11 protein-coding genes are annotated in these 10,796 nt (G+C 63.2%); 4 read left to right on the top strand and 7 right to left on the bottom strand.

What is annotated here, in order from left to right; all coding sequences use genetic code 11:
- From APY03_RS44105 to APY03_RS19020, 4 genes are all read right to left on the bottom strand, one after another.
- A partial coding sequence (locus APY03_RS44105) for a PIN domain-containing protein (protein WP_232324338.1) occupies nt 1-175 on the bottom strand: 175 nt, incomplete at its 3' end.
- Complete coding sequence (locus APY03_RS19030) at nt 172-459, bottom strand: FitA-like ribbon-helix-helix domain-containing protein (RefSeq protein WP_068679033.1); 288 nt, start codon at nt 457-459, stop codon at nt 172-174. The genes APY03_RS19030 and APY03_RS44105, both read right to left, overlap by 4 nt.
- Nucleotides 460-756: 297 nt before the next feature.
- Nucleotides 757-1,860: a ParB/RepB/Spo0J family partition protein gene (locus tag APY03_RS19025; protein WP_068679031.1), complete on the bottom strand. Its 1,104-nt coding sequence runs from the start codon at nt 1,858-1,860 to the stop codon at nt 757-759.
- A gap of 230 nt (nt 1,861-2,090) precedes the next feature.
- A complete protein-coding gene (locus APY03_RS19020) occupies nt 2,091-3,332 on the bottom strand; it encodes an AAA family ATPase (RefSeq protein WP_068679059.1) in 1,242 nt (413 codons plus the stop codon).
- A 489-nt stretch (nt 3,333-3,821) separates the two neighbouring features.
- Between APY03_RS19020 and APY03_RS19015 the strand changes: the two genes are divergently transcribed.
- Both APY03_RS19015 and APY03_RS19010 read left to right on the top strand, forming a co-directional pair.
- The gene (locus APY03_RS19015) at nt 3,822-5,198 is read left to right on the top strand and encodes a replication initiation protein (protein WP_068679029.1); all 1,377 of its coding nucleotides are present in this window, start codon (nt 3,822-3,824) and stop codon (nt 5,196-5,198) included.
- Nucleotides 5,199-5,329: 131 nt separating this feature from the next.
- Nucleotides 5,330-6,385, top strand: coding sequence for a PDDEXK nuclease domain-containing protein (locus APY03_RS19010; protein WP_068679027.1), 1,056 nt, complete (start codon nt 5,330-5,332; stop codon nt 6,383-6,385).
- 24 nt (nt 6,386-6,409) lie between these two features.
- Here APY03_RS19010 and APY03_RS19005 read toward each other — a convergent pair whose 3' ends face one another.
- The 3 genes from APY03_RS19005 to APY03_RS18995 all read right to left on the bottom strand — a co-directional run bounded on the left by APY03_RS19005 (nt 6,410) and on the right by APY03_RS18995 (nt 8,893).
- Complete coding sequence (locus tag APY03_RS19005; RefSeq protein ID WP_068679025.1) at nt 6,410-6,595, bottom strand: hypothetical protein; 186 nt, start codon at nt 6,593-6,595, stop codon at nt 6,410-6,412.
- A gap of 63 nt (nt 6,596-6,658) precedes the next feature.
- Complete coding sequence (locus APY03_RS44100) at nt 6,659-7,552, bottom strand: hypothetical protein (protein ID WP_068679023.1); 894 nt, start codon at nt 7,550-7,552, stop codon at nt 6,659-6,661.
- A gap of 222 nt (nt 7,553-7,774) precedes the next feature.
- The gene (locus APY03_RS18995; protein WP_146039714.1) at nt 7,775-8,893 is read right to left on the bottom strand and encodes a hypothetical protein; all 1,119 of its coding nucleotides are present in this window, start codon (nt 8,891-8,893) and stop codon (nt 7,775-7,777) included.
- Nucleotides 8,894-9,415: 522 nt separating this feature from the next.
- Between APY03_RS18995 and APY03_RS18990 the strand changes: the two genes are divergently transcribed.
- Both APY03_RS18990 and APY03_RS18985 read left to right on the top strand, forming a co-directional pair.
- Nucleotides 9,416-10,351: an ArdC family protein gene (locus APY03_RS18990; RefSeq protein WP_232081454.1), complete on the top strand. Its 936-nt coding sequence runs from the start codon at nt 9,416-9,418 to the stop codon at nt 10,349-10,351.
- A gap of 129 nt (nt 10,352-10,480) precedes the next feature.
- Nucleotides 10,481-10,796: H-NS histone family protein (locus tag APY03_RS18985; protein ID WP_198161268.1), on the top strand; the 316-nt coding region annotated here is incomplete at its 3' end.

Below are 10,796 nucleotides of genomic sequence, written 5' to 3'. Positions count from 1 at the left end.
GACGCAACCTGCGGGCTCCGACGTCGAGGCGGGCCGCACCGTCGAGCATCTCCATGACGGTGACGGCACTGATGCACAGTTGATCGACCGCCTGATCGTCCAGCCAGGCGATCACGGCGGGGGCGGAGTGAGGCTTCAGAGGTTCTGACAGGACGTTCGTATCGAGCAGGATCATTCGAACGTGGCCGGTTCGTTCTGCTCACCCGAGCGCCTGAACAGGGCATCGATCTCCTCATCGCCCATGCCTTCCCCAGCGGCAGCGAGGCTGGCCTGGAACTGACGGCCAATGGCGGCGAGCTGACTGCCCAGGCCCGGCCCCCTTCTGCGCGTCGCATCGACCAGAAGCGTCCGGGCGAGGCCTTCCACGCTGCGCCGACCGCCCTTGTGCGCATCGGCTGCCATGACCTTGAGGGCCGCGTGTGTGTCCTCGGGAATATCGCGGATGGTGATCGTCGACATTGCTGTCATTCCTTTAGTTTGCTAGCAATGGTAGCGCGCGCTGCCGTCCCCTACAAGTCGCTGCGTCAAATTGGGTGTCCAGCTACGGCCCTGCCCGCCGAGGTTTGCCGAGCCGCGAGCCGTTTTTCGGAATGAGCAACGAGGCCCTCCGGGTCAGCCTGGCACGGGGCGCGCGTACGCTTTCGCAGCTGATTCAGGAGTCCGGGACATGGCCCATCCCGCGCCTTTCGCTTGCCCACGAAAGCGTGTGAGTATTCACTTGTCAGTGAAACGCCACCTTTTTCTGCGGATCGGTCCTCAGGCCTTGCTGCCCACGAAACCATCAATCAGCTTGACCAGCTTTCGACGCTGGGCCTCGACCATCGGCTGATCAAAGGCCAGGGTCGGTCTCCCCTTGCGGTCGACGACGAGCGAGACGATGCGCTTGCCGTCGTCGTCTTTCCATTCCGTTGTGGATCCTGGCACTTGCCGCTGGGCGCCGCCCTGCGCGGTGAGCTCGGCGAAGACCTCCGCCGGCGAAGGCGGAGGCACCCGAGTCGCGAGCTCACGCGATGCGGCGAGCAAACCCTCCGGATCGCGCTGATGCGCATCCTTGAGTGGCGTCGCCCAACGGAACTGGAGATTCAAGGGCGAGCCGAACGCGCGGACGACCTCACTCGGCAGTTTGGCCAAAGCCATCGCCTTGCTAATGTTGCCCATATCCCGATCGATCGCGGCGGCCAGTTGCTTGGCGGACGGGAAAAGGCCCTGCTCTAGCGCACGCATGTACATGACGCCCTGCTCCCAGGCAGACAGGTCCTCACGCTCGCGATTCTCGCGCTCCATCTCGACAAAGAGTTCAGCGTCCCTCATGTCTGGTTGCACGAGCGCCAGCACCGGGAGGCCCAGCTCCAGGCACGCCTGATGCCGACGATGGCCGAAGACGATCTCGAAGCTCGGCGATCCTGCGGCCGCACCTTCGATCGGACGCACCTTGATCGGCTGAACATTGCCGCCCGCACTCGCGATTTCCTCTTTCAGACTAGTGAAAGCTTGCGTCTTGAAGTGCGACATATCCCGGTTGGCCCAACTGGAGGCCTTGATGAGCTTCGGATCGATACGCCGCGTCGCTTGCGCGCCGTCGAATTCGCCCAGCCGCTCGCGAAGGCGCACCACCTCGCGGTGAACCTCGGACTGCTCTGTCATGAAGGCCAGCATGGATCCAGGCCCGGTTTTTGGCGCCATGGAAGCCGCGAGCTGTTCGTTGGGCACGGAGGGCGCGATGGTGGCGGGAGCTTCGGAAATCCTCGTGCCCTCTTCCGCTGCCTCCGACGCTGATGTGCCGTCCCGCCGCTGCTGGCTGGGGATGGGGAGATTTGCCGTGACGCTGAACGCGCGCTTCACCAGGTCTTTATTCGCCATTGCCTTTTCCTTGTTCAGTTCTATCCAGCGCGCTGCGCCGCGATGCGAGTGGGAGAGATTGCGTGCCGCCCCTGCAAATCGTCTAGTCTCCTTACCCGGCACTCCACCCCTGCACGAACGAGTATCTGGGCCCCGGTGCAACACACTGGAACCAGGGGGTTTGTACCGTACAAACCCCTTGAGACAACTCGCGCTTGGGAAGCTGGTCGGGCTCGACACATGTTGGCCCCTTAGGCCTCCACCCGCAGGGGGTTTGTACCGTACAAACCCCCTGCCAGGGCCGGCAACTGCCTCGCCCAGGCATTTCGAATCGAGACCTCGATGTGCTGTACGAAGAGGTCATAGGCGTCCCGGGCACGCTTGTACGTCTTGTCCTTGGCATCGCCCGCCTCGCTGTCGTAGACGGTCCCGAACCCGGAAGACTTTTGGGAGGCGATCGACGTGCGCGGGATCTCCAATGGCAACACCTTCTCCTTGTAGGTGGCGCCAATCCATTCCCGCACGGCATCCGCTGTGGTCGACGCCCCGCGCCCGGCTTTGGGCGGTACGCGAGACAGGAGAATGTTAATGAAATCGAAGTTCTTGGTTTGTCCGCGGCCTTCCAGCATTGTCTGGGTCAGGTCGGAGAACAGGGACCAGAATTGGGTGGAAGAGGCGAAGTCCAGCGTCTCGGGAGGTAGCGGCATGATGATGCCATTGGCTGCCATCAGTGCGTTGATCGTCAGGTAGGACAGGGCAGGGGGGCTGTCGATGATGATCACGTCGTAATCCGCCCGGACGTCATCGATCCCGAGATCCAGGACCCTGTAGAACTCGAAGCCCGACAATCCCTCCTTGCCCTGCCGGGAGGGCAGCATGAACTCGGCGTCGAACAGCGAGCTCGCGGCTGGCACCAGGTCCAGTCCGTCCCAGTAGGTGCTTCGGATCATCGGCCGCACGGTCATGGATGAGCCATCGGCCAGCGACATGATCGTGTCCTTGGCGCTGATCTCAACATCGGGGAGGATGCCGAAGAGGGTGGTCAGCGAGGCTTGGGGATCGGTGTCGATGACGAGTACCTTGTGGCCCAGCAGTGTCAGCCCCTGGGCCAGAGTCATGGCCGTGGTGGTCTTCGTTGTGCCCCCTTTGAAGTTCGCGATGGAGATCGTGATCGCTTCCGCCCCTTCGGGGCGCAGCATCTCCTTGCGGTAATCCCGCACCCAATGGCGCGTCTCGGCCAAGGTGAACAGCCTCTTGCGACCGTTGGACACCAATGTCCCCGAAGGCATATCCTTGCGGCTCGCGACACGGTGGGCGAACGAACCTCGCGAGGTGGCCTCGCACAGGGTGGCCACCTGGTCGGCGCTGAAGGACGGCGCGGCCTTGCGAACCATCGGCGCCAGCATCGCCGAGCGAATGCTCGACAACATGGCTGCCGCATCCTCGGCCTGCTGGTGCACGCTGGCCAGCGTGATTTGGGGTCGAATTTCCATCATTGAACGAGTTGGTGATTGACGGCGCGATTGTGCGTGTTAGACGTGTTTTGCGCAAACGGGCGAAGTTTCGTCCAATCCTTCCATCCTCTTTCCCGAAAAAGCTCCAGAAACCCAGCGCTGGGCTTTTCAGAGGTCAAAAACCTTTAACCCTTTAATCCTTTATTGAGCATATATTCAATAAAATCAATGACTTAGGCGTATTTTTGGAGGCCTTTCAGTGAAGTCTGGAGGTTTTCCAGTCGACGCCAGAGTGGATACGGTGGGATGCGGAGCACGTTCAGGCCGCGGGGAGAGTGGATACAGTAAAGCGGGAATCCCCGCTGTCGACCGGCCTCCAGACCAAATCTTCTCCTGTGAAGCCGCCAACCGGAGCTTTTACAGTGAGCCCGGGCGCCTGTAGCTCAGGCGTGCCGGCGCTGAAAGCGGAGCTTTTACGGTGACCCGTATGCGGAAAGCACGATTGCGACAAGTGAATCGACGTTTCACATGAAGCCCGCACTGCGCTACAGTCGCGCCATGATCCCAGGAGCAAACCGAGAAGTTTCGACGCCCGCGCGCGGGCCCATCCCATTGCTCAAGCCCGTGTTCTCGCTGGCGCTGGTCCCCCAGAACAACAAGATCACCGCGTTGGGTCGCAGAACATGGAATGTATTGCTTCACATCGCACAGAACCAGGGACTGGAGCGAGACACGTTCCGCGCCGCATTGACCGACATCGTCAAAGGCCTCGACTACAACAGCGGGGACATGAAGATCATCAAGACGCACCTGCGTTCAATGATCACCACGCTGGTTGAGTGGCAGTCACCCACTGCAGGCGAGTGGCAAACGTGGGATGTGTGCGGCATGCTCTCGCACGCGAGGCTCACCAAGGAACGCGGACAGGTCTGGGTCGAATGGTCGTATGCGGTGAACATGCGCAACGAACTGCTGGATCCGGAAATCTTTGCGAAGCTGTCGCTGGAAGTCATTTCGCAACTGGGTTCGCATCCCGCGGTGGCGCTCTACGAGATCTGTTCCCGGTACCTGGGGGTCGGGCAGACGGCGCGCAAGGCATGGTCCTGGTGGAGGCCCGTGTTGCTGGGGCGGCCCGACGACGAACGTTTGCAGCGCCTCGAGTACCGCATCTTCAAGCGCGATACCCTGCGGCCCGCGCTCGCCGAAATCAATGCCCTAGCAGACATCGAGATCGAGATGCTGGAGTTCAAGTCGGGGCGCTTCGTTTCGGATCTTCAGTTCACCGTACGCAAGAAGCCCCAGCGGGTTCTGGCGCTACAGCAGCGCTCGGCCGCCGAACCGGTCGATGTCGGTGTCCTGGCCAGCGCGGAGCGGCTGGGCATTGACCACACCCGGATCGAGCGGCTGATCGAGGAGTTCGGCGACGCGGCCGTCGCCACCGCGATCGAGGCGGTCGAGAAGCGCGCGGCCAGCGCCTTCCCGGAGCCGCTGCGCGATCCACTGCGCTACCTGAGAAGCGTGCTGCCCGGCCATCTGGCCGCGCAGGAAGAGGCGATCGAGAAGGCCGTGGCGGCCAAGGAGCCGGAAGTCGTGCATGTGGCACCGAGCGAAAGACTGGTCCAATGGGAGAAGAAATGGCTTGCAGAACGCATCGAGCTGCTCGCGGCCGAACTGGCTGCACTGCCCTCGGAACGTCAGGCCGAGCTGGTTCAAGGGCTCCAAGAGGATCTGATGCGTCGAAATGCCCACCCGGCCGTGATTCAGCGATTGGTAGGGAAGGGCTGGACCCACCCCATGGTGCGCCATGAGATGGTTAGCTTCTACGCCGCTGGCGCCTATGGTCTGAATTGGAACAAGCCCACCGACAAGGAGCTGCTTACCATCGCAGCGGCGCCGAACGCATGAAACTTACCCGAGGCCTTCGGCGTGACCACTCGAATGAATCTGTTGGAGTTCACGCTTGCTGAAACCGAAGCTGACCACCGGTCCATTCCGATGGCCAAGTGGCTTCTGATGAGCGCGAGCAGGGTGTTCGGATGAAAGAAGTGAAGAATTCGACCTCGCTTCAGAACGTTGAGGCTGAGCTCGTCACGGAGCTGCGCGAGCTGATCGACCGCGCGCGCACGCGCGCCGCAGCAGCAGTCAACGCCGAGTTGACGCTTCTCTACTGGCAAATCGGGCAGCGTCTACGGTCCCATGTTCTGAAAGGCGAGCGCGGTGCCTATGGCGAACAGGTCGTTCGAACCGTCGCCCTCCAGCTGACGAGCCAGTGCGGTCGTGGCTGGGGCGAAAAGCAACTTCGACATTGTCTCCGCGTCGCAGAGACTTTTCCGGACGAACGGACTGTCTCCGCACTGCGGGGACAGTTGAGCTGGACGCACATCAAGACGTTGATGTATCTGGACGATGCGACGAAGCGAGATTTCTACATCGAGCTTTGCCGGCTCGAGAACTGGTCGTCGCGGCAACTGCAGGAGCGCATCGGCAGCATGCTGTACGAACGGTCGGCGATTTCCAGGAAGCCGGAAACGACCATCCAACACGATATCGCGACGCTGAGGCAGACGCGACGCCCCTCAGCCGATCTGCTCCTGAAGGACCCTTACGTTCTAGATTTTCTAGGCCTCAACGATCGATACCTTGAGCGCGACCTCGAGGATGCAATCCTGCGTGAGATCGAGAAATTTCTCCTTGAACTAGGTGCCGGGTTCACGTTCGTCGCGAGGCAAAAGCGAATCCAGATCGATCAGGACGATTTCTACATCGACCTGCTGTTCTACAACCGCAAGCTCAAGCGGCTGGTTGCCGTGGATCTCAAGGTGGGCGAGTTTCGCGCGGAATACAAAGGGCAGATGGAGCTCTATCTGCGCTGGCTTGCCAAGCATGAGACGGAAGCGAACGAAGATCCTCCCTTGGGCATCATCCTGTGCGCGGGCAAAAAACAAGAGCAGGTCGAACTGCTCGAGCTCGACAAGAGCGGCATCCATGTCGCCGAGTTTCTTACCGTGCTACCTCCCAGGGAAGTGTTGCAGGCAAAGCTGCACCAATCGATTGCCGCGGCACGCCAACGGCTACTCGACGACAAAAGCTAAAGCGGGCCGGCCTTCGAGCGACGCTCAGCGGCCAACGTGCCACTCGTTGCTGATCGACCAGCACGCGTGGGATGCCCGCGGGCTTGCGGGTTGCACCGCTGCGGTCGCGAGGAGCGCCAGCTCGACGCTCATGCACTTCAGGTCGCGCGCCGAAAAGCCCTTCATCTCCGGGAACGCCAGGTGCAGGTCGTGCGCCAGCCGATCGGTCATCTCGGCACCCCCAATCCTGCACCGACTGTCGCGCCAGCGGAGCCCGGCCGTGCAGCGCAGTCGTCAGCGACTCTTCATGTACGCCGCATACAGCGAGGGCTGCAGGTCGCGCAGCACCTTGCGTCGAGCAACGATGTCAGCGTGGCGGCCCTGCCGCTCCAAGCCCAGCAGTTCCACCAGGAGACGCATTGCCTGCTCCGGCGCACTGTGCTGCGAGGCCTGTGCGAGCGCCAGTTGCTCACGAAGACCGGGGCGCTCAGTGAGCACCCATGCCGCAAACCAGCTCAGGTCGCCGGTCTCGCCCCCGCCCGTGGAGATCGCATCAAAATTCGCCTCGAAGCTGCGTACCAGCTGCGGCAAGAGCGGGTCGGGCGAGCGTTGCGCGACCTCCTCCAGCAGCGCTGGCGACAGCCACCCCAGTTCCGCGAGCAGCGGCCAGGTCGCCCGCAGACCGACCAGGTGCAATCGGGCCTCGGCCATCCAGGCCAGCGGCGCCGGTATCCGGCGCCACGATTCGATGGCCGCGACCGCCTGGGCGGCGTTCTCCCAGGCGCCTGCGCACAGCCAGAGCGCCGCCGCATGGTCGTGGGGATAGCGCCCGTCAAACGCGAGCGATCCTGCGCGCCGTGCGAGTTCCTGCCAGCTCGCAGTGAGCCACGCGGCGGCACCCAGGTCCCCGAAGGTGCGCTGCGCTGCGAAACGGATGGTCTCCTGCAACAGCTGCCGCGCCTCGCGCAAGGATTCATGGTCGCGAAACGCGTCCTGTCGGCCGACTTCGGCCGCCTCGATGTACCCGGTGAGAACGCGCAGCGCCGGCAAGGACGCGTCGGCCGGATATTCCCAGGCAAGGCGCTCGCAAGCCTGCAGAGCGGCTGACGCGTCGCGCCGCTCGAGCGCATGCACAGCGTCGTTCCTCAGCATCACCTCGCGGCTGTGTTCGAAGATGTCGAGTTGCATTCCATCACCCGCGCATCAAGGCGACACGCCAATGGTTTGTGAAAGAGGGTCGTGCGGGCGCCTCAACAGGGGCGATCGCAAGTCCCAAGGCCAAAAGGCGCCCGCCTGGTCTCCCGAGCTGACGGTTGGCCCAGGGCCGGGCAAACAGGTCTTGACTGGTCGACATGCGGCGGACATGCGGCATATTGGCAGAACGCTCAAAGTTGAAGGAAGGCGGTCGCGTCATCCGCGCCGCGTTCTGTACGCAACGCGGAGACCTTCGCGGTCGGGCAAGGCTTGCCGTTCGTATTCGAAGACGCCGCTGTCGCGCAGAACCTGTCGCCAGTTGAGGCAGTTGTAGCGTGAAGGCGACTCCTCTTCGGACGTGATCCGGATGAAAGCGATGGCGTCCTCAAGAAGCGTCCAGCCGTCGACGGCCAGGAATGCCTGCGCTTCGCGCAGGCATTGCACGATGTTCGAGTCGGCATTCAAGACGAGGGGAGGGGAGGGCACGGTCTGTGCGATGTGCTCCTGGATGGCGTCACTCGCCAGGGCGCTCGCCATGAGCTCGCGCGCCTTGTCAGAGTGACGCGCCCATTCCAGCAGTTCGAGCAGATGGCGGTCGACCCGCTCGTAGCTGCGCTCAAGGTAGGCATCGGCCTCGGCGCAACTGCCGGGATTCCAGAGATCGAACCGCTCCATCAGGTGGTGTACCAACTCGTTGCGAAGCGCCACGAGTTCTTCCAGGCCGCTGACTGTCTGCGCGAAGGCGTCGGGTTCGAGCCGCATCCCGGCTCGCACACTGAACCAGATCTGGTCTGTGACCTCCGGCTCGGTCCCTTCGTCAGCGATTTCCTGACCGGGTAGATGGGTCGAGAGGTAGCTGCGCTTCAAGTGCTTGACCAGGGTGCCGAGGGTCATGAGTGCGAAGAACTCGACACGCGCCTGCCGCCGCGATGGCCAATCGTGCACGGTGCCGCTCAGATCGTGCTCGACGAGCACCGCTTTCATCAGGCGCTCGTACTGCTGGAGCCGGCACATGCACCGGCCGAGCTTGCGATGGACTTCGCTGCGCTGCTCCTGGGTCGTGGTGGCAATGGGTGGCGTCGTGTGTGGCGGGGTTGCCTCGGCGGTTGCTGCTGTCGGATCGGTGAGGTGCATGGCGGCTGGTTCGTTCGTCGGAAGGTATCCGTGCGGACATGGCTTCGTCAACTGGCATGCATCTGGAGAGGCAATGGTTTGGCGGCAGTGCATGGATTGAAGGCTGGGCGTCCACCGGCTGCACGCCGGTGCCGGGCAGATCCAGGTTCGCGCCGTCGCGCTCATCCCCTGGCGGGGACGGGCTGCGCCCGCCTTGCGCATCCCAGACGCGGGGACCGGGGCCGGGCTCCTCGGTGTCCTGCACGTTTTCCCTCGAGCTTGTGCGCGTGCGCGCAGGGGAGCGCACGGCCTGCTGTCCGCTGGAGGGCGCGGACGGCTCGTGGATGCGCTGTGCCGGCGTGGTGTGCCGCGGTGCATCTGCCTTCGAAGCCGCCTCTTGACCGACGCATAGCTCGCACGGTCCGCTGTCCAGGGCTTCGGGCTGCGCCACCGTCCTCGCCCGGTCCTCGGCTCTCGCCTCGGCTGCGGCCTCCGGGCGGTCCCTGGACATCGGCCCTTGGGGCTCGCTCGTCATGCGTCGAGGCGGCTCCGAAAGCAGATGTTCAACCACCGCGGCACACCCCGCAGAAAGGCCCAGCCATGCATGCAGCTTCTTCCTCCCGTCAGCGCGATGCGGACCACCCAACAGCCACGGGCGTTCCCCCCGTACCCCCCGAGGACTCACCAAAAGCAGGCACTTTCAAAGACAAGGCATCGGTGGCCCGAACTGGGGGACGCATAGATGTGCGGCAGGTCGTCACCGACCGGATCTGCGCGATGCTGGAGAAGGGCGGCAACGTGTTCCGCGAGCGCTGGACGCGGGCGGCTTCACGCGGCATGCCGCGCAATGGCAAGACCGGTGCGCCGTACCACGGCGCCAACGTCCTGCTGCTGTGGGATGCGGCGATTGAGCAGGGCTATGCGTCCAACGTCTGGCTGACCTACAAGCAGGCGGCGAGCCTGGACGCGCAGGTGCGCAAGGGAGAGCGCGGCGTGATGTGCGCGCACTTCGAGCGCAAAGCGCGCAGGGGTGAAGATGCAGATGACGCGGCGAACGTTCAGGCCGGCGAGGAGGGGGGCAGGGCGGAAGAGGCGCCGCGAGGTGGTGTTTTGCTGTGCATGCCATTTTGGGTCTTCAACGTCGCGCAGATCGATGGATTGCCGTCGGAGGTCGTCGACTTGTGCGTCGAACCGGTGAAGTCGCCGAGTGGCCCAGTGGAAAGCGCCTTGCGCCTGCTGGGCGGCTGCGATGCGACCATCCGGCATGGCTTCGAGCGCGCGATGTACCTGCCGGAGCTCGACGAGATCCGCCTGCCGTGGCCGAGCCGATTCACCAGCGCCGAAGCGTGCTGCGCCACATCGCTGCACGAACTGGTGCATTGGACCGGACATCCGAGCCGGCTCAATCGTCAGTTCGGAAAGCGCTTCGGCGACGCCGCCTATGCATTCGAGGAACTGGTGGCCGAGCTCGGCTCGGCGTTCGTGATGGGGCACTGCGGATTGGTGGACGCCACCATCGAGGGGCATGCCGCCTATCTGGACAGCTGGCTGCAGGTGCTGAAGAACGACCGAACTGCGATCTTCACGGCCGCAAGGCACGCAGGCGAAGCCTTCGAGTACATCCTGGCCAGGGAGATGCCGTTACTGGACACCGCGCCGCTGCTGCCATCGGATGAATGAGTCCCGGTCGATCGGCACACGTTCGGTCAGATTGCAATTGTTCGCGGCGCAGGCCAATTGGCCTGCGCGGATTAATTAGACTCCAGCGTTTCCACTTTCAATTTCTTCATGACTCAAACCTACGCCCAGTTGGCACGCCAGATTGCTGCTCTCCAGGCCTCCGCTCAAAAGCAACTGGCGATCGAAGCCAAAGGCGCCATCGCGAAGATCAACGACATGATCGCGACGTACGGCCTCACGGCTGGCGATCTGAAATTCGCCTCGACCTCCGCAACTGCTGTGTCGCCTTCGGCTTCGAAGAAGACCAAAGCGACGAATGGCAAGGGTCGCGCTGCGGCCAAGGGCGCGAAGTTCAGTGATGGACAGGGCCACCAGTGGGGCGGGCGCGGGCCGAGGCCGGCGTGGCTGCGCGAAGCCATCGCTGCCGGTCGGACGCTCGAGAGTT

The organism is Variovorax sp. WDL1, from assembly GCF_001541225.1.
Classification (GTDB): Bacteria; Pseudomonadota; Gammaproteobacteria; order Burkholderiales; family Burkholderiaceae_C; genus Variovorax.
The sequence above is the reverse complement of the archived record's forward strand: the minus strand, read 5'-3'. Positions and strand labels throughout refer to the sequence as shown.

What these genes read in the sequence shown, in the direction of transcription:
- APY03_RS19030 (WP_068679033.1), bottom strand. Translation starts at nt 459, where the DNA reads ATGTCGACGATCACCATCCGCGATATTCCCGAGGACACACACGCGGCC.
- APY03_RS19025 (WP_068679031.1), bottom strand. Translation starts at nt 1,860, where the DNA reads ATGGCGAATAAAGACCTGGTGAAGCGCGCGTTCAGCGTCACGGCAAAT.
- APY03_RS19015 (WP_068679029.1), top strand. Translation starts at nt 3,822, where the DNA reads ATGAAGCCCGCACTGCGCTACAGTCGCGCCATGATCCCAGGAGCAAAC.
- APY03_RS44100 (WP_068679023.1), bottom strand. Translation starts at nt 7,552, where the DNA reads ATGCAACTCGACATCTTCGAACACAGCCGCGAGGTGATGCTGAGGAAC.
- APY03_RS18995 (WP_146039714.1), bottom strand. Translation starts at nt 8,893, where the DNA reads ATGCGCAAGGCGGGCGCAGCCCGTCCCCGCCAGGGGATGAGCGCGACG.
- APY03_RS19020 (WP_068679059.1), bottom strand. Translation starts at nt 3,332, where the DNA reads ATGGAAATTCGACCCCAAATCACGCTGGCCAGCGTGCACCAGCAGGCC.
- APY03_RS19010 (WP_068679027.1), top strand. Translation starts at nt 5,330, where the DNA reads ATGAAAGAAGTGAAGAATTCGACCTCGCTTCAGAACGTTGAGGCTGAG.
- APY03_RS19005 (WP_068679025.1), bottom strand. Translation starts at nt 6,595, where the DNA reads ATGACCGATCGGCTGGCGCACGACCTGCACCTGGCGTTCCCGGAGATG.